Here is a 24,247-nt window from a genome sequence, read left to right as displayed (position 1 = left end):
ATGCTTCCCAAAGAACAGGAGCGGAAGTGTGCTATAAAATGGAAAACCGCAGGCTATAATAAAGTAGAAAAAGCGATAAAAGAATATCAAAAATACGTGGATATCATTCTAAAGTCATCGCTTGAGCAATATGCATTAGACGATCAGGCGGTCTGTCAGATCAACCAGTTCTTAGAACAGGCTGAGGAACCGGATGAGCAGATGATGAATGAAATTTATCTGCTGGCAGTCCGGATAGAGAAGCAGCTTTCGGCGTGTACAGAGCTGATATGCGAGGGGATGGTGACCAGACTGAAGCCGCTGAACAGAAATTACAGGGAGACCGGGATCAGTATTTACCCCTATTTTGCACCGGAATGGGACACTGGAAAGTCTGAGAGAAATCGGGAATATCTTCTGAATACGGAGTTTGCCAATCATATTATGATAAGGGCGGAGGATGAATCTCCTTTTGAAATTGCCATGCATTACTGGAATGATACAGGACTTCTGCGCAGAGCTGAACAAGGCTGGTCCTTGAAGATTGCCATTACTCCTGTACACGATTCCCTGACTTTGAAAACCAGGGAAGAAGAACTGGAAGAGGGAACAGTGCTCTGTGTAGAAGGGGTGGAGGATGAAGAAAAGGTGGAGGAACGGATTCAGCGCATTTTCGCCACTCTTTTCACAGGAGAATACAGCATCATTATTTTCCCGGAGGCAGTGGGGACGGCAAAGGTGGAGGAAAAAATAAAGGAGACCATGCGTTTCCATCCGGAATACTGTACTTTTGTGCTTCTGCCCACATACTGCGAAAATGGTGATAATATTCTGACAGTGCTGGGACCGGGAGGTCTGGAGGTACTCAGGACAAAAAAGGGAACCCCGTTTATTCTGCAGGAAGACACTGGTATATTAAAGAGAGAAAAGCTAAACTATACGAATGTATTGAACATCCTGGTGACGCGGGAGCTGGGAAATGTGGCTTTCCCTGTCTGCGCAGAACTGGTAGATCCTGCATGCTATGATGTTCTCTGCCGTGTCGGCAGGGCAGATACTATTTTATGCCCTTCCTATTCGCCGGGGATCGGTGCGTTTGAGAAGACTCTCATGAAGGGGATTGCGGCTATGATGATGGGAGTATGGGTAAATACCTGTTCTGCCAGATATGTATCCAGAAGCGGGAATGTCTCGGACGTAGTTGGTATGGTGCAGATCCCTGATGGAGGACCGGAGGGCGAGACGCTGCATAGGATCAGGCGGGAATGCAGCGGAAAGTGCCGGGAGAGCGGGTGTTTTTTTGAAATTGTCATTACATGCGAGGAAAAGACTTTCCGGGTGCAGAGCAAAATGTACGATGTGTACAGGATGGGAGGTGTATCATGAAAGAAAAGGAAAAGCGGAGAATTAATTTTTTTGTAGATGCCCCTAGCGATATCCACGTTAAAATGAAAAGTCTTTTGACGGAAGCGGTTGACCTGATGGTCGATGCGGATATAGAGAAGCTGGAAGAGCTTTATGTGGAAGTAAAAAGCAGTAAATATTCCGGCCAGGGCTATCTGGAGACGCTGTCTGACTATGATGGAGCAAAGGAGAAGTGCTTTGATGTAGGATACACATATGCACTGTTGGAAACAATGCGGTCATACGCTGGAAAGGCTGCGACAGACAAAGAAATCGAACGTATAAAGACAAAATATAAAAATAAAATTTTCAAATGTCTGGGAGAAAGAGGGACTGTATTTCACCGCGATCTTGCCATATATCTGGGGATATCCAACAGCGCTCTCAATGCGGTCATAAAGAGGATGAATGAGACTGGTGTAAAGACCGTAAATGTGGAAAAGGCAGGAAAATATACGCTGTACTCCCTGACGGCCCAGGCTTATCGATACGTGTACAAACATGGCATACTTACACAGGAAGAGGAAAGAGAGCCTCGTTTTAATACACTTATATACGTGAAAAGATTTGAAGACGAGAAAAAGAGAGAGCAGAGCAGTCTGTTCTGCGACGCGACGTTTGAAATGGGATCCGCCCTGGAACAGTTTTTCCAGATGAAAAGGCGGTGTGCAATGTACCATAACCTTTTGACTGAGTACAGGAAGACGCGTAATACAGAGGAGAAGATTACTGCGGAAAGAAAGGAACAGACAGCAGGAGTCTGGAGTCAGTTGGTCGTTTTTAAACAACCAGGGAATAGCAGGATTAAGGAGAGGAACAAGTATGAGAAGCAGTTTAGAATGTCTGCAGGAGTTTATTGACAAAAATGGCGAAGAGTGGCAGAAAAGGCTTTCCACATGTATGAAAAGCGATGAGGAGCTTTCCCCTGACGAAAGAGCATGCTTCCAGGATTTTGTGGAGGCATACAGAGAGGCGGTTATCGCGGGAAAAAGCGATGAGCTGGGAGCTGTAAAAAAGCGTATTGCCAATGATCTGCTTGCGGATGAGCTGAGGGAGTATATCGACCAATATCTGACAGGGTTCTATGCGGCCGAACCGCTCAGAACGCTGGAGGTAAAAGATTTTGACAGCGCGAAAAAGCTGGCGGATCTGATTTTTGAAGAGAAGATTGTGCGGTTTAATCCGGCGATATATGAGAAATATGCAGATTTTGGCTTTGACGCAGAGCAGACTTTTGCCAGTGTTGTCAACGTAGTAGCTTCTCTTGCAGAGTTTACCGTTGAAGGAAATCTTCAGAAAAAGGCTATAGAAGAAGCGGTTTATACGAACATACGTATAACCAGAAAACTAAGCAGCTATATTGCCGAGAAAACAGACCGGAATTTTGAACAGATTAGGGCCGGACTGATACTGCGAAGACTTTCCGAGAACAATTAGATTATAAGAGAGATGAATATCAGTAAGAGAACAATGATTTTTCTTGGCGACAGCATCACAGACGCTGATCACAATTTTTCTCCAAAAAGAGAGGGAGAGCCCAGTCTGGGCAACGGGTATGTCCGGCAGATTGCTGATCTCCTTGAGACAAAGATGCCCGGGAAAACAAACATCCGCAATGGAGGACATGACGGCTTTACCGTGCAGGGGCTTCTGCGGATGCTGGACTATGACTGCCTGAGCTACAAACCGGACGTGGTCAGCATTCTCATAGGGAGCAATGACGCGGCCGTGTGTATGAATACAGGGAGAACGCTGGAGGCGACCGGCTTTGCGGAAAATTACCGGTGCCTGCTGGGACGGATACAGGAGAAAACAGAGGCTCGTCTTGTCTGTATGGGCCCCTTTATCTTTCCACAGCCTTTGGAGTACAGCAGATGGATACCGATCATTCGGAAGATCGAGGAGACGGAGCAAAGGATCGCAGGGGAGCACCATGCCCTTTTCCTCCCTCTTCATGACCTGCTGAACCGGGAGGCACAGAGGGCTGGCTATGACGGGATCACACCGGACGGTATCCATCTGACCTGGGAGGGAGCGGGGGTGGTTGCCCGGACATGGATCAGAGAGGTGGACAGGGCAGGGATTTTTAGTTGAGAACCAAATATGAAAGAAGCGAAGGCACATCAGTATGCCTTCGCTTCTTCTCTTGTCATCCAGAAATGGATCCCAGTGGTGGAGTCCATCCACCGGTCCTCGTTAAAGTCCGGCACCTCCACCCACTGGCCCTTCCGGTAGACAAAGTTCTCATCCACAAGGGACCAGGCCTCGTCGTACTCCTCCTTGTAATCAAAGCTCTTGATGGAGAGCACCTTTGCCTTGCTGCACCGGCAGGAGTTCATGGTGGCGGAGGTGCGCTTGGCGTCAGCCGGGATGAGGAGCTGGACGAGTCGGTTGTTGAAGCACTTCTTGTAGCCAAGGAAGGCCCCCTTCTCCGGACAGTAGAGGCGGAAGAATTTTGTGTTCTCGTCAGAGATGATGCCGTCCAGGTTGGCGTGCTCCAGCACGGCGCTGAACAGATTGGCTCCGGAGATGTCTGCCCCGGACAGGTCGTCGTACCGCATGGCGGCGCCCTTTAAATTGGCCTGGCGGAAATTGGTGCCCCGGAAGCTGCAGTCGTCAAAGAGGGCGTTCTCCACGGCGCAGCTGTGCATGTCCGCATGGTCAAAGGAGATGTGGTGGAAGCTGGTCAGGGAGAAGTCCACCCAGGACAGATCCCAGCCCGACAGATCCGCGTCGGACAGCTCCATGTCCTGCAGGTTCAAAAGCTCTCCCTCTTTTCGCTCTTTTAATTTTTCTCTCAGAGTCTCTGTTGTCAGTGTGATCATGCGTTCTCACCTTCCTTCTCTTCCTCCTGGAAAAGCCTGGAATAATAGGATTTTGCGGTGTAGAGAGCGGCCACCGGGTTGTGTCCCAGCACCCGGTCCTTTGTCACCGCTGTGGTGGTCAGGGCTTCCGAATATTTGTAGAAGAGGCTGTCGTGGCCCACGCAGAGTCCTACCACCACATTCAGGTCTGTCCCGGCCTCATTCAAAAGCTTTGCCTGGAGGATGGGATTGCAGGCGGTCTTCCCCACGGCGTTGCACTTTTCGTCAATGCCAAGCTCCACCTTGGGCACAGCGCCCACCTTGCAGCAGACGCCGTACACCTGGAAGCCGTGCTTTCGGAAAATGGCGGCCAGGGTGCGGCTCTCGGACAGAAGGCCCACGCAGGTGGCGATGCCCAGCTTTTTGGCTCCGATCTTCCGGGCAAAATCCATGATCTCCTCCACCCGGGTGTACTGGCAGTAGTGCTCACACTCCACGTTGGCGGAGGCCAGGGTTACTTTGTGATTTTCTGCCTGGCCATAGCAGTCCAGCGCCTCCCCGAGTGTCTCCGGGTTCATGTGGGTGGTCACGCAGAAATCAGGATATGTTTTGTCCCCTGTCTGACAGTTCTTCACTGCGCAGTCAATGCAGGACAACTCTTTCTTCATAGTAGCTCACTCCTTTTTGCTCTGCATCTTTGAGCGGTGCTTTTCATTGCATGTCTCTGTATGCAGGATGCTTCTGTGTCTGTATGATCACAGTATAGCACATCCGGAGCATATCCGGGAGAGGTTGAGATTGCAGTTTTTGCCTGTATGCTATATAATTTTCACATAGCGTAAAATTAAGAGGATGATCTTCCCGGAAAAGGCTGCTGAGGCTCTTTTCCTGCGCGGGAAGAACAGGAGGATACAGGTGAACCAGGATTGGGAAAGATGGGGCCGGGACATCCGGGATATCGTGCAGGATGCAGTGGACTCCCAGGACTTTCAGAAGCTGAACGAAACAATTTCAAATACAGTCAACGAGGCTATTTTTAATCTGCGGGAAAATATCCGCCGCAGGCCGGGAGGCCCCGGCCCTGGCCCGGGAATGGGACCCGGCGATCCCGGCAGCTTTGGCGATCCGGGCGGCTTTGGCGGCCCCCAGGGCTCCTGGGAAGGTCAGGAATATCAGACTGGCCAGGGGAACGGAGCCTTTGAAGGCGGATCCATGGGACAGATGAGGCAAAGGCGGGCAAAGCCGCCGGTTCTGTTTGCAAGGAAGGGCGGCATCTCCCTGGCGGGGACGGCGCTGCTCACGGTGGGATTTCTCTTTACCTTTGCCTGCGTGTGCACAGTCATCGCCGGCGTGGCGGACGTCCTTGTGACCGGCTTTGGAGGGGCTGAGGCGGGGGCTTTCTTTGTGCTGGCCTGCCTGACCGCCGCCGGTGTCTGGATGTTTTGCAAGGGAAGGGGCATGAGAGGCCGGGCAAAACGGTTCCGCAGATATGTGGAGGCGCTGCAGGGCCGGGCCTACTGCAATATATCTGACATTGCCCAGCGGACCGGCGAGAAGCCCAAAAGGATCGTAAAGGATCTGCGTCGGATGATAGCGGACCGCTGGTTCCTCCAGGGACATCTGGACGAGCAGGGAGCCTGCCTCATGGTGACGGACGCGGCCTATGAGGAGTACAGAAGGATCCAGCAGCTGCGCCGGGAACAGCAGCAGGCGGAGGCGGAGCAGCCGGCCGGGCAGCAGTCCGGACAGGGCGGTGAGAACGCCGGGTATTCGCCGGAGGTACAGCGGGTTCTCGCAAAGGGAAGATGGTATGTGGATAAGATCCGAGAGTGCAATGATGCCATCCCCGGTGTGGAGATTTCCCGAAAGATCGACCGTATCGAGCTTCTGGTGCGGCGCATTTTCGACCGGGTGGAGGCGGATCCCGACGCGGTGGACGACATCAAAAAGCTGATGGAGTACTATCTGCCCACCACAGTCAAGCTGCTGGAGGCCTATGAGCAGCTGGACGCCCAGCCTGAGGCGGGGGAGAACATCCGCCAGGCAAAGGAAGAGATCGAGAAGACACTGGACACGTTGAACACAGCATTTGAAAAGCTTCTGGACAGCCTCTTTGAGGACGTGGCCTGGGATATCAGCTCAGATATCTCCGTGCTGGAGACTATGCTGGCCCAGGAGGGTCTGACAGAAGACGGATGGAAGAGAAAGGAATAGACTATGAGCGATGGATTTACAATGACCACAGGACAGGGAGAGATGCAGGGAAGCGCCCAGGGAAGCGCCCCGGATACGGCTCTTACGGAAGAGGAGAAAAAGATGGCGGCGGAGTATGCCCGGCAGATCGATCTGTACGACTCCGGGGCTGTGCTCCAGTACGGAGCCGGGGTGCAGAAGAAGATGGCGGATTTTTCCGAGAAGGCGCTGGAAAATGTGCGCACAAAGGATCTGGGAGAGATCGGGGACCTGCTGTCCGGCGTGGTGACAGAGCTGCGGGATTTTGACGAGGAGGAGACAAAGGGCTTCTTCGGCTTTTTCAAGAAGAGCGCCAACAAGGTGACGGCGCTGAAAGCCAAGTATGAGAAGGCGGAGGCCAATATTTCGAAGATATGCGAGACACTGGAGGGATACCAGAGACAGCTTTTGAAGGACGCGGCCATACTGGACAAGATGTATGACCAGAACCTGGAGTATTTCAAGGAGCTGTCCCTCTATATTGCGGCGGGGAAGAAGAAGCTGGAGGACACCAGAAATGTCCAGCTCCCGGATCTTGTGCAGAAGGCAAACAGCACCGGACTTCCGGAGGACATCCAGGCGGCTAAGGATCTGGAGGCCATGTGCGAACGGTTTGAGAAGAAGGTACATGACCTGGAGCTGACAAGGATGATCGCCATCCAGACAGCGCCCCAGATCCGACTTGTGCAGAACAACGACACCCAGATGGTGGAGAAGATCCAGTCCACCATTGTCAACACCGTACCTCTCTGGAAGAGTCAGATGGTGCTGGCCCTGGGAGTGGAGCATTCCGCCCAGGCGGCCCAGGCCCAGAGGGAAGTGACGGACATGACAAACGAGCTGCTGAAGAAGAATGCGGAGCGGCTGAAGATGGCCACCATAGAGTCCGCCCGGGAGTCGGAGCGTGGCATTGTGGATATGGAGACGCTGAAGACCACCAACGAGGCCCTCATCTCCACCCTGGACGAGGTGATGAAGATCCAGCAGGAGGGCCGCGAGAAGCGGCGCGCCGCGGAGGAGGAGATTGGCCGACTGGAGGGAGACCTGAAGGCCAAGCTTCTGGAGATCCGGAAGTAGGAAATACCCGGGCTGAAGTAAACGCAGAGAAATACAGAGGAATACAGAGACGGAAGGAGCCGGGGAGCGCGGAAAGCCCCCGGCTCTTCGCCTGTACTTTCGTGTTTTCAGGCTAATTGATCCGTTAATTTGACTTTTTCACTTTACAGGGGCAAACTTTCGCTTTATACTGGTGGGACAGGAAAAAAGAAGAAAGGAAACAGAAACATGGAATTTTTACATAAAGCGGGCAGCGCGGTGGTAAATCTCATTGAGGCTGTATACAGTCTGCTGTGGGGGGACATCGTCACTCTTCCCCTTCCCGGGGGCGGCACGCTGGGCCTTTCAATTCTGGTCCTCATCCTTGTGCCGGCGGGGATTTATTTCACCGTTCGGACGCGGTTCATGCCTTTCCGCATGTTCCCGGAGATGATCCGGGTGACAGTGGAAAAGAGAAATGTCTCTGAGGAGAAGGCTATATCGGGAGTCCAGGCCCTCATCGTCTCCACGGCCACCCGGGTGGGCATGGGCAACCTGGTAGGTGTGGTGGCGGCCATCTCCGCGGGAGGCGCGGGTGCTGTCTTCTGGATGTGGGCTATTGCGCTCCTGGGATCCTCCACGGCCTTCGCGGAGGCAACCCTGGCCCAGCTCTACAAAGAAAAAGATCCCCTCTACGGGGGATACAGGGGAGGCCCGGCCTACTACATACACAGCTTTTTTATCACGAGAAGGGGGAGTAAGAGAAAGAAATCCGTAGTGGCGGTACTCTTTGCCCTCTCCGGACTTCTGTGCTGGTGCGGCGTCAGCCAGGTGATCGGGAACTCCGTGTCCTCCGCCTTTGACAATGCCTTCGGCATTCCGCCCCTCTACTCCACCATTGTCCTTGTTATCCTGGCGGCTGTCATCGTGCTGCGCAAGCACGCCACCGTGAAGGTGCTGGACATCATGGTGCCGGTGATGGCAGGGCTGTACCTGGTGATCACAGTCTACATCATACTGACCAACCTGGGAGCTCTGCCGGGCGTGTTCCATCGGATCTTCGCGGAGGCCTTCGGCTTTCGCCAGGTGGCAGCGGGCGGCTTTGGAGCTGTCCTCATGAACGGCGTGAAGCGAGGCCTTTTCTCCAATGAGGCGGGCTCCGGCTCCGCTCCCTGCGCGGCGGCAGCGGCTGACATCAGCCATCCGGCCAAGGAGGGGCTTCTGCAGGCTCTGGGTGTGTTCATCGACACGCTGGTGATCTGCAGCTGCACGGCCATGATCATGCTCCTGACGCCGGAGGCCATGACCGCCGGGCTGGAGGGCATGGATCTTCTGCAGACAGCTATGAGCTATCACCTGGGCGAGTTCGGCGTGATCTTCACAGCGTTGATCCTGTGGCTGTTCAGCTTCTCCACCTTCATCGGCATCCTCTTCTACGCCAGGTCCAACATCGCCTATCTGTTCGGGGACAGCTGGACCTCCCAGACAGCCTACAAGATCCTGGCCCTTGTCATGCTCTTTGTGGGAGGACTGGCCGCCTACACCTTTGTGTGGGATATGGGGGACGTGGGAGTGGGCCTGATGACCATTTTCAACATGATCGCCCTCATCCCCATGGCAGGGGAGGCGGTCCGGTCACTGAAGGACTATGAGTCCTGCAAAAAGAACCTATAAGATGACTTCCATTCCTACCTTCTGCTCCTTCAGGCCGCAGGAACGGTAGAATTTCATGGCGCTCTCATTGCAGCTCCAGACGTTCAGGGTCACGTTGTAGCAGCCGTGCTCCCTGGCAAAGTCGAGGGCCGCATTGTAGAGCGTCTTTCCTATATGCTCTCCCCGCCGGGTCTCCTCCACGCAGAGGTCGTCAATGTAGAGCGTCTTGATATCGGTCATGATATTGTTGTCCTTGTATTGCTGGAAAATGCAGAAGGCGTAGCCCTGGAGACAGTCGTTGTCGTCCACGGCGGCCAGTATGGGGCGGTTTTCATCCTTTAAGATCTCCTTCAGCTCCTCATCCGTGTACTTGCTTTTTCCGTATTTAAAAAGGTCCGGCCGTCCCTTGTGGTGGACCATAGCCACCTGGGCCAGCAGGCTGTGGATCCTCTCTATGTCTTTTTCTTCTGCCATACGTACTCTCATGGTTCATCTCTCCTTTTGCGTGAATTTTCTTACAGATAAAAGTGTAACACATTCACGCGTGTTTGTGTACGGCAGTAATTTTATCTCACCGTGATCTGATATTTCTGATATTTCCTTTTCCCTGCAATGACAAGCAAGCTATCAAACTGCCAAGGCCCGCTTCTCCCGGGGGAATGCCGCCCGGGCATAGAAAAGAATACAGGAAAAGTATTAGACACTGGCAAGGAGACGGATTTACAATATAGGTATCGAGAGAAAAAGAAAGGAGTCCTGCAAAGATGGAACGCACAGATAGAACAGAAAAGAACAATGAGAAATGGTTTAAGGGAGCTGCCTTTGAGGGAGCTATGGATCCGGAATTTACCGATATTGCCAGAGGATTTCTCTGCGGGGATGTACTGAGCCGCGGATGCCTCACAGACAGGCAGAGGGCCCTTGTCACGCTGACTGCCCTGACCACCTGCCAGACGCTGGACAATATGGCCGCCTACACGGAGGCTGCCCTGGGAGCCGGGGCCACTCCGGAGGAGATCAAGGAGACACTCTACCAGTGCACGCCATATATCGGCATGGAGCGGGTGTGGGCTGCCCTGAAAGAGGTCAACAAGGCCTTTCAGGCAGCGGGCATAAAAGAGCCCTGCAGGAAGCAGGGGACGGTGACGGAGGAGACCCGCTTTGAGAAAGGGCTGGCTGTGCAGCAGGAAATCTTCGGCGCGGACAACATCAACAAGATGCGCGACGCCGCACCGGAGGAGCTGAAGCATATCCAGGACTATCTCTCCGCCTACTGCTTTGGCGATTTCTACACAAGGGGTACCCTGGATCTGAAAATGCGGGAGCTTATCACCTTCTGCGCCATCTGCTGCCTGGGCGGCTGTGAGCCCCAGGCCAAATCCCACGCAGGGGCCAACATCAGCGTGGGCAACACCCGGGAGATGCTCATTGATGCCGTGACCCAGTGCCTGCCCTTTATCGGCTTTCCACGCACGCTGAACGCCATTTCCTGCATCAACGAAGTGACCCGGTAAGCGGCCCGCAAAGCGCTCAGGCCAGGGTACGCCGGTTCAGGAGGAAGACCAGGACAGCCGCCGGAACGCAGAGGAGAAGAAACGGATAGAAGAGCCGCACATCCACGCTGCCGTAGAGAATCCCGCCCAGCATGGGGCCAAGGGTCATGCCCAGGTCCAGGCCGATATAGTAGGTGCTGTTGCCAAGGCCGGCGTGCTCCCGGCCCGCCATCACGATGGCCCGGGACTGGCAGACGGAGCTCATGATGCCGTAGCCTCCCGCCATCAGGACGGCCGCGGCGCACATGGGCAGATTGCTTCTCATCAGCGCCAGCAGGAGGATGGCCAGGAAGGCGCATATGGAGCTGCCGGTAAAGAAGACGGGAAAGCGCAGCCTGTCAAACAGGTTCCGCATGGTGAGCCGCAGGATCAGCAGGGCCGCCGCGTAGATGGGGAAGAACAGGCTGACAGTGACAGCCAGGCTTCGGGTCTCCGTGTACCGCACGATAAAGGACTGTGTGGCGCAGTAGGGGATGGCAAACAGCATAATAATGAGTGCGATGGGGAGTACCTTTGGCTCCACGATCCGCGGCGTTTTTCGGGAGTCTGTCTCTTTGTTCCCGCTTTTTCCGGCTTTGGAGGAGGCGGGGCGGGGGATAGGCTCCCCTTTATCTGCCACAAACTGGATCAGGATGAGGGAGAGGCCGGTGAAGATGGCGGCTATGACAAAGGAGACGCGGTAGCCAACCGTCTGGTAGAGGACCACGCCGATGGAGGGAGCCACAGCCATAGCCAGGGCGTTCATCATGCCGTAGATGCCCATGCCGGAGCCGATCCTGTCCGGGGGCAGGAGAAGGGAAAACCAGGTGGACATAGAGCTGGAGCAGAGGGCAAAGCCGATGCCGTTTACAATTCGGAAAAAGAGGACCATAAAGGGGCTGACAGAGAGCAGGTAGCCCACGGAGGCGGCGGTCATGAGCAGGAGACCTGCCATGGACAGGCGGTACTTGCTGATCCTGTCAATAAAGCTCCCCACGGCGGGGCGGCAGAACAGGGAGCAAAGGTTCATCATGCCGCCCACCATGCCCATAAAGGCCGCGCTGGCCCCCAGGCTTTCGGAGAAGCCGGTGATGAGGGGTGTCACCAGCATGGGGCTTGCGAAATAAAAAAAGCCGGATATTAAAAGAAGCAGAATGTTTTTGGACAGTATAGAATGTTTCATAATTTTTTCCTCCTGGTATCAGACAATAAAAAGACTACTCCCCTGTGAAAGGATTTGTCAATAGGGCTTTGCCGGGGGCCCTTCTATATAATATGCAAAAAAGAGGCCTTCGATAAATCTTAAAAAAGTATAAAAAACCTCAAAAATATTGACGCTTCTATAGTTTTGGATTATATTATTAAAAACTTAACTATTAAGTTTTTTAAATATATAGATTTCAGACAGAGAGACAAAGAGGTGAACTTTGATATGAAATGTCAGTTTTGTAATACAAATGAAGCGGATAAAATCTTTTATACCAACTATATGGGCGCTCTGTACCAGATCCCTGTGTGCGAGGGCTGTCTGCAGAGGATGTGGCAGCAGGCTGTGGCCGCCGGACAGGCGGAGGCCTTCCGCAACTACGCGGGCTGGTGGCCCGGCAGGCCGGAGCCGAGAAGGCTGGGAGAGAGGGCTTTCCCGGATCAGGCGGAGGAGGATCTGAAGCGTAAGCGGCAGCTTGCGGTACTTAAAGTCCGTCTCCAGGAGGCGGCAAAGAAGGAGAACTACGAGGAGGCCGCCCGCCTGCGGGACGACATTGCCACCATGGAGAAGGAGGTGTGCTCTCATGAAGGTTAATCTGGAGGTGTACAGTCAGAGCGGACTGCAGATTTTTCAGAACGCGCTCAAATTCGCGGCCCGGATGGGGCACGGTTACCTGGGCAGTGAGCATCTTCTCTGGGCTCTCGCCAAAGAAGGAGGAAGATCTGCCCGCCTGCTGAAGCAGTACGGCCTGGACGACAAGCTGGTGGAGGAGTACATACGAAGATATGACGGGAGCGCCGCGGGCATTAAGGCCCGGGCTATCCAGATCTCCGGCGAGGCGGACGAGGTCCTGGGCCAGGCCCAGACCGCGGCAAAGGCCCGGGGTCACGAGAAGACGGGGCCGGAGGATATCCTGGCGGGCATCCTGTCCACAGGGGAGTGTGCGGCTGTGCAGCTTCTCTGGTCTCTGGGCGTCAATACGGAGGAGATGAAAAAGGAGCTCCCCGTTGGGGAAGAGGAGTACGCCGCCGAGGAGGAGACGGTCCACACCCAGGAGGAGGAAGAAGAGGGCGAGTCCTACCTGGAGAAGTACGGCTCGGACATGACCCGGAAAGCGGAAGAAGGGCAGTTTGACCCGGTCATCGGCCGGGACGATGTGGTGGAGCGCCTGGTGCAGGTGCTCTCCCGCAGAACCAAGAACAATCCGGTTCTCATCGGGGACCCGGGAGTTGGGAAGACCGCCGTGGTGGAGGGGCTTGCCCAGCGCATTGCCAGCGGGCGTATCCCTCTCAACCTGAAGCACAAGAAAATTATTGCCGTGGATCTGGTGGGGATGATATCCGGCACCCGGTTCCGGGGCGATTTTGAGGAGAGGATGAAGGCCTTCCTGGGGGAGGCCCAGGAGGATGAGGACATTATCCTCTTTATCGACGAGCTTCACACCATCATGGGAGCCGGGGCAGGCACCAGCGAGGCCATGGACGCAGCCAACATCTTAAAGCCTGTCCTGGCCCGGGGCGACCTGCAGATTATTGGCGCCACTACGGGAAATGAGTACAGGCAGCATATAGAGAAGGACGCGGCCCTGGAGCGGCGGTTCCAGCCTGTCTCTGTGGAGGAGCCGGATGTCGAGGACACGGTGGAGATACTGGAGGGGCTGAAGAAGCGGTACGAGGACTTCCACGGCCTCACTATCACGGACGAGGCGGTGCGGGCGGCGGCCCAGCTTTCCGCCAGGTACATCCAGGATCGTTTCCTGCCGGACAAGGCCATTGACCTGCTGGACGAGGCGGCCTCCCGGATACGCACCCGGAGCATGACGGAGCCGCGGGAGCTGCAGGAGCTGGACGACCAGATAGCCGCCACCCGGAAGGAGAAGAAGGCGGCGGCCCAGGCCCAGGCCTACGAGCGCGCGGCAGTGCTCCGGGACCGGCAGAATGAGCTGGAGCGCATCCTGAGAGAGCGCCAGGAGACGTGGCAGAAATCCCAGAAAAAGGCGGTGGACGCCCAGGATATCGCGGCGGTCGTGGCCGCCTGGACGGGCATACCGGTGACCATGCTGACCATGGATGAGAAGGAGCGGCTCCGCTCCCTGGAGGCCGTCCTCCATCAGAGGGTGGTGGGACAGGACGAGGCTGTCCGGGCGGTGGCTCAGGCCATCCGGCGGGGACGCACAGGAGTGGCGGACCCCGGCAGGCCCATGGGCTCCTTCCTGTTCCTGGGCCCCACCGGCGTGGGGAAGACGGAGCTGTGCCGGGCGCTGGCCCAGGCCATGTTCCAGGATGAGAACGCCATGATCCGCCTGGACATGTCTGAGTACATGGAGTCCTACACCGTCTCCAAGCTGATAGGGTCTCCGCCGGGCTATGTGGGCCACGACGAGGGAGGCCAGCTGACCGAGCAGGTGAGAAAGCACCCCTACAGCATTGTCCTCTTTGACGAGATCGAGAAGGCCCACCCGGATGTGTGGAACGCCCTCCTGCAGATACTGGACGACGGCCGTCTGACAGACTCCCAGGGGCGGACCGTGAGCTTTAAGAACACGGTCATCGTCCTCACCTCCAATGTAGGTGCGAGAGACATTCTCGGAAAGAAGTCCCTTGGCTTTGTGCAGTCTGATAAGGATGAAAGATCCCAGCGGGATGAGAACATCAGAAGCCGTGTCATGGAGGAGGTAAAGCGCACCTTCCAGCCGGAGTTCCTGAACCGTCTGGACGAGATCATCGTGTTCCACGAGCTGGAGGAGAAGGATGTGCGCCAGATTGCCGGCCACATGACAGAGCAGTTTGCAAGGAGACTGGAGGGACAGGGCGTTCACTTACAGATAACGGAGCAGGCTGTGGACGTTCTGGCACAGGTGGGCTTTGACCCGGTGTACGGGGCAAGGCCGCTGCGCCGGGCGATCCAGTCCGCCCTGCAGAACAAGGTGGCGGATAAGCTGCTTGAGGAGGATTTTGATACAGACGAGGTCATCGTTGTGGACGCCAAGGAAGGCGAGCTTTGCCTGACTGTCTCCGGGAAGGAGTAGGATCGGGAGAGGGAAACGGCCCTGGATTTAGGGTGATCTGTCGTAAAAGACAGCATAAAAAATAAGGACAGCCGGCAGGCTGTCCTTATTTTTTGTCCTTTTGTCCCAGGCAGCAGGAGAGCTCATTGAGGGAGGTGAGAAGCTCTACAAGCTGGCGCATATTATCCTCGCCAAATTCCCGGAGGAGCTCCTCCCAGGCCTGGTCGCATTTTTCCATGGATCGGCGGGCTGCCTCCTCTCCCTCAGGGGTGGCGCTGATGGAGATCTTCCGGCGGTCCTTTGCGTCGATCTCCCGGACAATGTAGTTTTTCTTTTCCAGGGTGTTCAGTATATAGGAGACGGCCGGCTTGGAGATGCGGAGGCGCTCCTGCATCTTGGGCACGTTCAGGTTCGTGCAGGAGCTGCCGCTGACGCTGCAGCCTCCCAGGATATCCCGGAGGATCGCCATCTCATTCATCTGCATCTCACATTCCAGAGAAAAGGCAGCTTCCAGCTTTTTAAAACACATCATAGAAGAAAAAAATTGTTCCTGCAGCCTGTCGTCCATATAAACTCCTTAAATAATAAACGTTTAACAATTCCACACAAGAGTATAGCGCAATTTCCGCCGGATTTCAAGGAAATGGCTGGCTTTTCGTTGATTTGCCCTGTCAAAGGAGGTAAAATAATAGGCAGAAAAACGCAGGGGCGCAGGCGAGATTTTTGGCGTCCCGGAACGAGGAAGGAGCGGTATTATGAACATCTGGCACGATATCGGTGAGGAGAGGATTTTCCCTACGGATTTTATGGCAGTGATCGAGATTCAGAAGGGGAGCAACATGAAGTATGAGATGGACAAGGAGACAGGCATGCTCATGCTGGATCGGGTGCTTTTCACAGCCACTCACTATCCCATGAACTATGGCTTTATCCCCCGGACATACGGGGACGACAAGGATCCCCTGGATGTCCTGGTGCTCTGCTCGGAGGCCATTGTCCCCATGACACTGGTGCGGTGCTACCCCATCGGTGTCATGAGCATGGAGGACGGGGGCATGGGAGACGACAAGATTATCGCCATCCCCTACGGCGACCCCACCTACATGGGCTACACGGATATCAAGGAGCTGCCCAAGCATATTTTCGAGGAGCTGAAGCATTTCTTCTCCATCTACAAGAGCCTGGAGGGAAAGGAGACAGAGGTGAGCTCCTTTGGCGGCCCTATGGAGGCCGTGGAGATCATTGAGAGAGCCATTGACAGCTACAAGGAGAAGTTTGGGGAGAAGAATGGAGAACAGGATGGGGATTGATTACAGCCGGGCCAGGGAGGTCTTTGAGCAGTATCTGAACGGATATGACCGGAAGGACGGAAAGGTGAGGCTGAAGATTACTCACACCTACGGCGTGGTGGCCCAGAGCACGGCTCTGGCAAAGCGGATGCGTCTGGGGGAGGAGGACACGCAGCTGGCCTGGATCATCGCCCTGCTTCACGACATCGGAAGGTTTGAGCAGCTCAGGAGGTTTGACAGCTTTCTGCCGGAGACTATGGACCACGCCGCCTACGGGGTGGAGCTTCTCTTTGGGGAGGGGATGATACGGGACTTTCTCCCCGAGGACACCTGGGACGGCATCATCCGGACGGCCATAGCAAAGCACAGCGACTACAGGCTGGAAGGGGTGGAAGATCCCCGCACCCTCCTCCACGCCAGGCTCATCCGGGATGCGGACAAGCTGGACAACTGCCGGGTGAAGCTGGAGGACCCGCTGGAGACCTTTGCGGGGGGCACGGCGGAGGAGATCGGAGCTCAGAAGATTTCGCCGAAGGTGAAGGCGGAGGTGATGGCGGGGAAGTCTATTCTCTCCTCGGACCGGGTGACGCTGATGGATTTCTGGGTGTCCTACCTGGCCTATTTTTACGACCTCAATTTCCGGGAGAGCCTGGATATTGTGGAGGAGCGGGACTACGTGCGCCGGATCGCAGGGCGGATCCCCTGCTCCGATCCGGAGACAGCGCGCTCCATGGAGGAGATCGTGGGCGCTCTGACAGCCTACGTCCACTCCCACGGAAAGAGCAAATAGCGGGAGAGTCTGCAAGGGGGAGATCGTATGAAATTTGAACCAAAAAAAGATATAAAGAGGATCATAGTAATCTGCATTGCAGCGGTCATCATGGCCCTGAACATTAAATCCTTTGTCCGGACCGGAGGACTCTATCCGGGCGGGGCCACAGGTCTGGCTCTCCTCATCCAGAGGGCCGGGGACATGTTTTTCCATGTGACCATCCCCTACACGGTAGTCAACGTGGCGCTGAACGCGGTGCCGGTCTATATCGGCTTCCGCTATATTGGAAGGAAATTTACGCTCTACTCCTGCCTGATGATCGTGCTTACCAGTGTGCTGACCGATATGCTGCCGGGCTATGCGATCACCTACGACACGCTGCTTATCAGTATTTTCGGGGGACTTATTAACGGCTTTGTCATCAGCCTGTGCCTTCATATGAACGCCACCACCGGGGGAACGGATTTTATCGCCATCTATCTGTCGGAGAAGAAGGGGATAGACTCCTGGAACGTAGTGCTGGGGCTGAATGTGCTGATCCTGGCGGTTGCCGGTCTCCTGTTCGGCTGGGACAAGGCGCTGTACTCTATCATTTTCCAGTACACCTCCACCCAGGTGCTGCATATGCTCTACAAGAAATATCAGCAGGAGACAGTGTTTGCAGTAACCAACAGGGCGGAGGAGGTCTATGACGCCATAGCCGGGACGACTCACCACGGCGCCACCATCATCGAGGGGCAGGGAGCCTACGAGGACAGGGAGAGGAAGATCGTGTACTCGGTCGTATCCAGCGCGGAGAGCAAGAAAGTGATACGGGCCATCAAGGAGGCAGATCCCCACGCCTTTGTCAATCTCATGAAGACAGAGCAGGTGGCGGGAAAGTTTTACCAGAAGCCCAACGAGTAACAGAAGACGGCTTGAGCCGGGAGCGCCCATCGCCCATCCTGTGCAGATAATGCAAAATAAGGAAAATATCAGACAAAGATTTCCGGATTTCTTTATATTACAATTGTCCCAGAAAGAGCGAGAAGAACCTATAATTCCAGGAGGGAACAAGAATATGAAGGAACTGACACAGGAAAAAATTCACGAGGCGATTGAGAATTTCCGGTTTGAGGGAAGGCTGACAGACTGCAGACCCTACGGCAGCGGACATATTAACGACACATTTCTGCTCTCCTATGAGATCGGGGAGATGGGAAGGCTGAAGGTCATTCTCCAGCGGATGAACAACGAGGTGTTTGGGAAGCCGGTGGAGCTGATGGAGAACATCATGAATGTTACATCCTACCTGAAGGAGAGGATCGCGGAGAATGGGGGAGACCCGGAGAGAGAGACGCTGAATGTGATCCCTGCAAAGGACGGAAAGCCCTACTACGAGGACACAGAGGGAAATTACTGGAGGTCCTACAAGTTTATCACAGGCGCTACCAGCTATGACAAGGTGGAGAAGCCGGCGGACTTCTACGAGAGCGCCGTGGCTTTTGGGAACTTCCAGCGCCTGCTGGCGGATTTCCCGGCGGAGACACTCCATGAGACCATTGAGGGCTTCCACGATACGAGAGCACGCTTTGCCGTGTTTGAGCAGGCGGTGAAGGAGGACGTGATGGGCCGTGCCGCAGCCGTGAAGAAGGAAATCGAGTTCGTCCGGGCCAGGGAGAAATCCATTGCCAACTACTTCAGCGAGATGCAGGAGAAGGGCGAGCTGCCCCTGCGCGTCACACACAATGACACAAAGCTGAACAACATCATGATCGATGACAAGACAGGAAAGGGTATCTGTGTCATCGACCTGGACACTGTGATGCCGGGACTCGCCATGAACGATTTCGGCGACTCCATCCGCTTTGGAGCCAGCACTGCTGCCGAGGACGAGAGGGACTTAAGCCTTGTGTCCTGCAGCATGGATCTGTTTGACATCTACGCCAGAGGATTTATCGAGGGCTGCGGCGGCAAGCTGACAGAGAGGGAGATCCTGGAGCTGCCCATGGGAGCCAAGACCATGACCTACGAGTGCGGCATGCGCTTCCTGACAGATTATCTCCAGGGAGACACCTACTTCAAGATCCACAGAAAGGACCACAATCTGGACCGGTGCAGGACGCAGTTCAAGCTGGTGGAGGACATGGAGCAGAAGTGGCACACCATGCAGGCCATCGTGAGAAAGTACATGTAGCGCCGGCGCGGATGCAGTGTGACCCGTTGGCAGGAAATACGGGATCTGCGAAAAAAATCTTGACATACAGAGAAAAACAGGGTAAAGTTTAAGCATAGTATGTAACTGGGAAGCAGGCATTAACTATACATAAATGACAGGAGTGTTTATGTGGGTTAATGCCTTTTTATTTTATGTGAGTCCGTGCGACTCTCATAAAATAAAAAGCCACCGTAGGATGCGCACGGGCGTACAAGGAAGCCGCCTCCGGGCGGCCGCGCCCGGCGCGGGAGCTCCGGAGACCGGAGCTCCATCAGAAAGCCAGGGCAGGGACACACAGAGACATCTCCTCAAAAGAAAAGGAGAAAGAGAAATGAAAGACAAAATTTTTGGTGTTCTTCAGAGAGTGGGAAGATCCTTTATGCTTCCCATCGCAATCCTGCCTGTGGCCGGACTTCTGCTCGGTATCGGTTCATCCTTTACCAACGAGACCATGCTCAGCGCCTACGGCCTGACAGGCATCATGGGATCGGGGACGATCCTGAACGCGGTGTTCACGGTCATGAGCGCTGCCGGCAATGTGGTGTTCAACAACCTGCCCCTTGTGTTTGCCATGGGCGTGGCCATCGGCATGGCGAAAAAGGAGAAGGAGGTGGCAGCCCTGGCGGCGGTGATCGCCTTCTTTATCATGCACGCCTCCATCAGCGCCATGATCGACATCTACGGCGGAACAGGGAACATGCTGGACGGCGCCACCACATCTGTGCTTGGCATCACCTCCCTGCAGATGGGCGTCTTCGGCGGCATCATCGTGGGCCTCGGGGTGGCGGCTCTCCACAATCGGTTTTACAAGATCGAGCTGCCCCAGGTGCTGTCCTTCTTCGGTGGGACAAGGTTTGTGCCCATCATCAGCGCCCTGGTGTACACCGGCGTGGGCATTGCCATGTTCTACATATGGCCTGTGATCCAGACCGGCATCTACAGTGTGGGCGACCTTGTGCTGAACTCCGGCTACGCGGGAACCTGGGTGTACGGCCTCCTGGAGAGAGCCCTGATCCCCTTTGGACTTCACCACGTGTTTTATCTTCCCTTCTGGCAGACAGGCGTGGGCGGAACCATGGAAGTGGCAGGCCAGATGGTGGAGGGAGCCCAGAATATCTTCTTCGCCCAGCTTGCTGACCCGTCCACAGAGCATTTTGCCGTGTCCGCCACGCGCTTCATGTCCGGGAAATTCCCCCTCATGATCTTCGGGCTTCCGGGGGCCGCGCTGGCTATGTACAGGACGGCAAAGCCGGAGAAGAAAAAGGCTGTGGCCGGTCTTCTCCTCTCAGCGGCCCTCACATCCATGATCACAGGCATCACGGAGCCGCTGGAATTTACCTTCCTCTTTGTGGCGCCTCTGATGTATACGGTACACTGTGTGTTTGCCGGGCTGGCCTACATGCTGATGCACATTTTCAATGTGGGCGTGGGCATGACCTTCTCCGGCGGCCTGATCGACATGTTCCTCTTTGGCGTGCTCCAGGGAAATGAGAAGACCAACTGGATCTGGATCGTCATTGTGGGTATCGGCTACTTTGTGGTGTACTACTTTGTGTTCTCATTTATGATCAAAAAATTCGACTACAAGACGCCGGGAAGAGATGACAGCGAGGAGGTCAAGCTCTACACCCGCCAGGATGTAAACGAGAGAAAAGCCCGGCAGGGCGGCGGGGACGCAGAGCCTGAGGATCAGGTGTCTGCCATGATCTGCCGGGGACTTGGGGGAAAGAAAAACATCTCCGACGTGGACTGCTGCGCCACAAGGCTGCGCTGTACCGTGTTCAGGGCAGAGCTTGTGGACGACGCCCTTCTGAAGTCCACCGGGGCATCTGGCGTGGTTCACAAGGGGAACGGCGTGCAGGTCATTTACGGCCCCAAGGTGACGGTCATCAAGTCCAACCTGGAGGATTATCTGGAGACGGCGCCGGAGGAGGAAGTACAGCCCGCTGAAAAGGAGCCGGCACAGCCGGGGAGCAGGGGGCAGGAGAACGCTGCTGGAGCGGACAGAGCGGACGCCGGAGCGGCGCCGGCCAAAGAGGAAAAAGAGAGAAAGCCTGTAAAGAGCATCATCATCGGGAGCCCGGCGGACGGCGTCGCGGCGGACCTGTCCACAGCGCCGGACGAGGGATTTGCCGGAAGGATGATGGGGGACGGAGCGGTCGTGGAGCCCACGTCAGCGACCATCTGCGCCCCGGCGGACGGCGAGATCTGCTTCGTGTTCCCCACAAAGCATGCGGTGGGCTTCCAGACAGAGGAGGGCGTTGAGATGCTCCTCCACATCGGCATTGACACAGTGGGGCTGAACGGAGAGGGCTTTGAGATCCTGAAGGAGGAAGGAAAGGTGAAAAAGGGAGAGCCCATCATGAGGGTGGACATCGACTATGTGAAGAGCCATGCCCCCTCCCTGGTGTCTCCCATCCTCTGCACAGCCCTGGAGGACAACCAGAAGATCCGCCTCCTCGGGGAAGGGGAAATCCGGGCAGGCGAGGATCTGTTTGCGATTGATATTTACGAGTAGGAACATGTTCCGCGGGAGAGGAAAGAGAGTATGTATCGTGTGATAAAAGCGTTAAATCACAACGCTGTGCTGGTGCTGGACGGTGCCAGCCAGGAATATCTGATCATGGGGAAGGGGATCGGCTTTGGCAAAAAGGTCAGCGAGAGGATCGAGCCCGCGCCGGACAGCGTGGTCTATTCTCTGCAGTCTGTGTCAGAGAGAGGAAAGGCAAAGGACCTTTTCAAGGAGATCGATCCCAGATATCTGGAGATGGCGGACGCTGTCCTCAATGAGGCGGCGAAGGAGTTCGCTCACGTGGACCGGGGCGTGCTGTTTCCCATGGCGGACCACATTGCCTTTGCGGTGAGCCGGATGCGGCGGGGCGAGGTCATTGCCAATCTGCTGACCCAGGATATCCAGGTGCTCTTCTACAAGGAGTTCAAGGCGGCCTCCCTGGTCCGCAGGCTCCTTATGGAGGAGGAAGGGCTGGAGGTGCCGGACGATGAGATCGGCTACGTGGCCCTCCACGTCCATGCGGCCACCGCCGGGGAGAAGGTGTCAAGCGCCATGCAGATCGCTGCGGCTGTGCGGGAGTGCATCACCATGATCGAGGAAGACGCGGGGAAAAGGATCGCGGTACAGACTCTCTCCTACAACCGGCTCATGAACCACATCAGGTATATGGCGGCCCGGGCGGTCACCGGGGAGGAGCTGAAGCTGAACATGAACCAGTATATCAGCAGGGAGTTTCCCGGCTCCTACCGGATTGCAGAGACGGTGTGCGCCCACCTTGGGAAGCATCTGGGAAAGACTCTGTCCGACACGGAGATCGGCTATCTGGCCATGCACATTGAGAGAGTTTACACGGAAGACGAATAGACATGAGAGGCTGACAGCCTGTGCCCGGGAAGCGTGTCCCGGCGCAGGCTGTTTTTTGGCTGTATGGGGGCTGCCGTTTAAAATCCATGGTTTTTAATTTACATATTGACTTCGGAAGCCGGAGGTGGTATAGTCATTTTACATTTACAACAGGCAGATTTTTTCTTGTCTGCCTGGTCACTTTTATCCGACTGTCTGCAGGACGGATATGTTTCGGGATTTTCTGGCAGGATCTGCCGCAGGTTCCATTTGATGTAAGGAAAAACGAAAGAGGAGGTACGCCTATGGGGAAGAGCAGTACGGCTGTCAATCACTGGATGAGGGACAGGGGCAGATTTGCGGATCTGTTCAACGGAGTGGTCTTTGACGGAGAGCAGGTTGTCCGGCCGGAGGATCTGGAGGAGGCAAGAGGAGAGTCGGATATCCTGGTGCCGGATCAGGAGAAGAAGGAGAGGCAGGTGCAGAGGTACCGGGATATTGTCATGCAGTGGAAGAAGGGCCCTTATTTGGCCATGCTGGCCTGTGAGAGCCAGTCCAGCGTCCACTACGCTATGCCTGTCCGCAATATGCTCTACGACAGCCTCTCCTACACGGAGCAGATCCGCGGGATCGGCGAGAGCAACAGACGAAAAGAGGGAGCAGGGAAAATAACCGGGGAGGAGTTCCTCTCCGGCCTGCGAAGGGAGGACAGAATCTGCCCTGTTATCACGCTTGTGCTCTACTGCGGGGAGGATGAGTGGGACGGAAGCAGAGATCTCTACGGCATGTTCCCCGGCGGACAGGAGGAGCGGGTGCGGAAAATGCTGGAAAGCTATGTGCCGGATTACCGCATCAATCTGGTGGATGTGGGAAACATACGGGAGCCTGAAAGGTTTACCAGCGATTTACAGCTTGTCTTCGGTATGCTAAAATATAGGGGAGATATGGGAGAACTTCAAAAGTATGTGGACAGGCACAGAGAGTATTTTCAGAATGTAGACGCGGATACCTACCGCGCGGTAAGAGAGATGCTGCATGCAGGAGGCGTGATGGAAAGCATGAGAGAGGAAAAGGACAGAAAGGAGGGGACAGTGAACATGTGCAAGGCATTGGAGGATCTGTACCAGTCGGGCGTTGACAGCGGAATGGAGCAGGGGCTCCAGACGGGCATAAGGGCGCTTGTGGAGACCTGCCGGGAGCTGGGCCAGACAAGGGAAGTGACGGAGAAGAAGGTGGGCGAAAAGTTTACGGTTTCTCAGGAGAAGGTCCGGGAGTGCATGGAAAAGTACTGGGCTTGAGAATAGTAGCAGGTTGAAAATTTTCAGAGAACATGCTATAGTGAAAATGAAATAGGAGCAGCCGTCCACCAAGGTGGCTGGCTGGTTATATAAGGAAGTACAGAAGACCACCCTTTACACTCGCCAAAGTTTACGGGGTGGTTCTTCTGCGCTTAGGACATTATCTGATAAACGTAAAAACGAATGTCAGTAATGCCAGAATGAACATTCCAAAAGCCATCAGATCTTTAAAATCAAACGGTTTCTTATCCATCTGCATCACCTCCATCCTATGTAGTAGAGATAGAGGCCAGCCACCCTGCAACACGTCTGCTCCGTAAAAGAGAGTATAACATAAATTGAAAAAGGGACAATGGAATTCACATAATTTTCTGGAGAAATGTCTGACAGAATGTCTGACTAAAACAACACTGGCCATACACTACCACATCTGCTATACTGTTAAGAGGGAGCACACATGATATAGAGTGTATCCCGAGGTAT

Annotated in this window: 22 protein-coding genes; 17 read left to right on the top strand and 5 right to left on the bottom strand. The window is 55.1% G+C overall.

Annotated elements, in window-relative coordinates:
• Nucleotides 1-201: 201 nt before the first annotated feature.
• Genes FGQ86_RS11025 through FGQ86_RS11010 form a run of 4 tightly spaced genes read left to right on the top strand, consistent with a single transcriptional unit; the run spans nucleotide 202 to nucleotide 3,477 of the window.
• Nucleotides 202-1,365 carry a hypothetical protein gene (locus FGQ86_RS11025; protein ID WP_147581206.1) on the top strand — a complete coding sequence of 388 codons (1,164 nt, stop codon included), beginning with the start codon at nucleotides 202-204 and terminating at the stop codon, nucleotides 1,363-1,365.
• Nucleotides 1,362-2,243, top strand: coding sequence for a hypothetical protein (locus FGQ86_RS11020; RefSeq protein ID WP_138304060.1), 882 nt, complete (start codon nucleotides 1,362-1,364; stop codon nucleotides 2,241-2,243). The genes FGQ86_RS11025 and FGQ86_RS11020 overlap by 4 nt, the downstream gene beginning before the upstream one ends.
• On the top strand, nucleotides 2,206-2,820 hold the full coding sequence (locus FGQ86_RS11015) for a hypothetical protein (RefSeq protein ID WP_033126754.1): 615 nt from the start codon (nucleotides 2,206-2,208) through the stop codon (nucleotides 2,818-2,820). The genes FGQ86_RS11020 and FGQ86_RS11015 overlap by 38 nt, the downstream gene beginning before the upstream one ends.
• A 12-nt stretch (nucleotides 2,821-2,832) precedes the next feature.
• Nucleotides 2,833-3,477 (top strand): GDSL-type esterase/lipase family protein, encoded by a 645-nt coding sequence (locus FGQ86_RS11010; protein ID WP_138304059.1) that lies wholly within the window; start codon nucleotides 2,833-2,835, stop codon nucleotides 3,475-3,477.
• A 29-nt stretch (nucleotides 3,478-3,506) separates the two neighbouring features.
• Here the strand turns inward: FGQ86_RS11010 and FGQ86_RS11005 are convergent, their stop codons facing one another.
• Together FGQ86_RS11005 and FGQ86_RS11000 are read right to left on the bottom strand one after the other, a co-directional pair.
• Nucleotides 3,507-4,208 carry a pentapeptide repeat-containing protein gene (locus tag FGQ86_RS11005; protein ID WP_138304057.1) on the bottom strand — a complete coding sequence of 234 codons (702 nt, stop codon included), beginning with the start codon at nucleotides 4,206-4,208 and terminating at the stop codon, nucleotides 3,507-3,509.
• A complete protein-coding gene (locus tag FGQ86_RS11000; RefSeq protein WP_033126751.1) occupies nucleotides 4,205-4,855 on the bottom strand; it encodes a DUF1847 domain-containing protein in 651 nt (216 codons plus the stop codon). The genes FGQ86_RS11005 and FGQ86_RS11000 overlap by 4 nt, the downstream gene beginning before the upstream one ends.
• A gap of 247 nt (nucleotides 4,856-5,102) precedes the next feature.
• On the opposite strand from FGQ86_RS11000, the gene FGQ86_RS10995 reads away from it, so the two are divergent.
• The 3 genes from FGQ86_RS10995 (at nucleotide 5,103) to FGQ86_RS10985 (ending at nucleotide 9,128) form a co-directional block, all read left to right on the top strand.
• Nucleotides 5,103-6,401 (top strand): 5-bromo-4-chloroindolyl phosphate hydrolysis family protein, encoded by a 1,299-nt coding sequence (locus tag FGQ86_RS10995; RefSeq protein WP_243127242.1) that lies wholly within the window; start codon nucleotides 5,103-5,105, stop codon nucleotides 6,399-6,401.
• A gap of 21 nt (nucleotides 6,402-6,422) precedes the next feature.
• Entirely contained in the window at nucleotides 6,423-7,496 is a 1,074-nt protein-coding gene (locus tag FGQ86_RS10990; protein ID WP_243127252.1) for a toxic anion resistance protein, read from the top strand.
• Between the two features lie 207 nt (nucleotides 7,497-7,703).
• A complete protein-coding gene (locus tag FGQ86_RS10985) occupies nucleotides 7,704-9,128 on the top strand; it encodes an alanine/glycine:cation symporter family protein (RefSeq protein WP_138304053.1) in 1,425 nt (474 codons plus the stop codon).
• Here the strand turns inward: FGQ86_RS10985 and FGQ86_RS10980 are convergent.
• Complete coding sequence (locus FGQ86_RS10980; protein ID WP_033126749.1) at nucleotides 9,123-9,593, bottom strand: GNAT family N-acetyltransferase; 471 nt, start codon at nucleotides 9,591-9,593, stop codon at nucleotides 9,123-9,125. The two genes, FGQ86_RS10985 and FGQ86_RS10980, sit on opposite strands and share 6 nt — an antisense overlap.
• A 278-nt stretch (nucleotides 9,594-9,871) precedes the next feature.
• Here FGQ86_RS10980 and FGQ86_RS10975 point away from each other — a divergent pair, with 278 nt between their 5' ends.
• Nucleotides 9,872-10,621: a carboxymuconolactone decarboxylase family protein gene (locus FGQ86_RS10975; RefSeq protein WP_033126748.1), complete on the top strand. Its 750-nt coding sequence runs from the start codon at nucleotides 9,872-9,874 to the stop codon at nucleotides 10,619-10,621.
• Nucleotides 10,622-10,637: 16 nt separating this feature from the next.
• Here FGQ86_RS10975 and FGQ86_RS10970 read toward each other — a convergent pair whose 3' ends face one another.
• A complete protein-coding gene (locus FGQ86_RS10970) occupies nucleotides 10,638-11,822 on the bottom strand; it encodes an MFS transporter (protein WP_138304052.1) in 1,185 nt (394 codons plus the stop codon).
• Nucleotides 11,823-12,071: 249 nt separating this feature from the next.
• Between FGQ86_RS10970 and FGQ86_RS10965 the strand changes: the two genes are divergently transcribed.
• Complete coding sequence (locus FGQ86_RS10965; protein ID WP_033126746.1) at nucleotides 12,072-12,440, top strand: UvrB/UvrC motif-containing protein; 369 nt, start codon at nucleotides 12,072-12,074, stop codon at nucleotides 12,438-12,440.
• Entirely contained in the window at nucleotides 12,430-14,874 is a 2,445-nt protein-coding gene (locus FGQ86_RS10960; protein WP_138304050.1) for an ATP-dependent Clp protease ATP-binding subunit, read from the top strand. The genes FGQ86_RS10965 and FGQ86_RS10960 overlap by 11 nt, the downstream gene beginning before the upstream one ends.
• Nucleotides 14,875-14,959: 85 nt before the next feature.
• Here FGQ86_RS10960 and FGQ86_RS10955 read toward each other — a convergent pair whose 3' ends face one another.
• A complete protein-coding gene (locus tag FGQ86_RS10955; RefSeq protein ID WP_033124651.1) occupies nucleotides 14,960-15,421 on the bottom strand; it encodes a MarR family transcriptional regulator in 462 nt (153 codons plus the stop codon).
• A gap of 187 nt (nucleotides 15,422-15,608) precedes the next feature.
• On the opposite strand from FGQ86_RS10955, the gene FGQ86_RS10950 reads away from it, so the two are divergent.
• The 7 genes from FGQ86_RS10950 to FGQ86_RS10920 all read left to right on the top strand — a co-directional run bounded on the left by FGQ86_RS10950 (nucleotide 15,609) and on the right by FGQ86_RS10920 (nucleotide 23,764).
• The gene (locus FGQ86_RS10950; protein WP_052083817.1) at nucleotides 15,609-16,163 is read left to right on the top strand and encodes an inorganic diphosphatase; all 555 of its coding nucleotides are present in this window, start codon (nucleotides 15,609-15,611) and stop codon (nucleotides 16,161-16,163) included.
• Nucleotides 16,153-16,932 carry an HD domain-containing protein gene (locus tag FGQ86_RS10945; protein WP_207742295.1) on the top strand — a complete coding sequence of 260 codons (780 nt, stop codon included), beginning with the start codon at nucleotides 16,153-16,155 and terminating at the stop codon, nucleotides 16,930-16,932. The genes FGQ86_RS10950 and FGQ86_RS10945 overlap by 11 nt, the downstream gene beginning before the upstream one ends.
• A gap of 27 nt (nucleotides 16,933-16,959) precedes the next feature.
• Nucleotides 16,960-17,820, top strand: coding sequence for a YitT family protein (locus tag FGQ86_RS10940; protein WP_033124653.1), 861 nt, complete (start codon nucleotides 16,960-16,962; stop codon nucleotides 17,818-17,820).
• 154 nt (nucleotides 17,821-17,974) lie between these two features.
• On the top strand, nucleotides 17,975-19,090 hold the full coding sequence (locus FGQ86_RS10935; RefSeq protein ID WP_033124654.1) for an aminoglycoside phosphotransferase family protein: 1,116 nt from the start codon (nucleotides 17,975-17,977) through the stop codon (nucleotides 19,088-19,090).
• A 352-nt stretch (nucleotides 19,091-19,442) separates the two neighbouring features.
• Nucleotides 19,443-21,629: a PTS transporter subunit IIABC gene (locus FGQ86_RS10930; RefSeq protein WP_138304048.1), complete on the top strand. Its 2,187-nt coding sequence runs from the start codon at nucleotides 19,443-19,445 to the stop codon at nucleotides 21,627-21,629.
• Between the two features lie 30 nt (nucleotides 21,630-21,659).
• The gene (locus FGQ86_RS10925; protein WP_033124656.1) at nucleotides 21,660-22,487 is read left to right on the top strand and encodes a PRD domain-containing protein; all 828 of its coding nucleotides are present in this window, start codon (nucleotides 21,660-21,662) and stop codon (nucleotides 22,485-22,487) included.
• Nucleotides 22,488-22,771: 284 nt separating this feature from the next.
• On the top strand, nucleotides 22,772-23,764 hold the full coding sequence (locus FGQ86_RS10920) for an Rpn family recombination-promoting nuclease/putative transposase (protein WP_171031553.1): 993 nt from the start codon (nucleotides 22,772-22,774) through the stop codon (nucleotides 23,762-23,764).
• Nucleotides 23,765-24,247: the final 483 nt, after the last annotated feature.

This window comes from Clostridium sp. BSD2780061688st1 H5 (assembly GCF_005845155.1).
In the GTDB taxonomy this organism is placed as follows: domain Bacteria; phylum Bacillota; class Clostridia; order Lachnospirales; family Lachnospiraceae; genus Claveliimonas; species Claveliimonas intestinigallinarum.
Note: the sequence above shows the minus strand (reverse complement) of the source record. Positions and strands in the feature narration are given on the sequence as shown.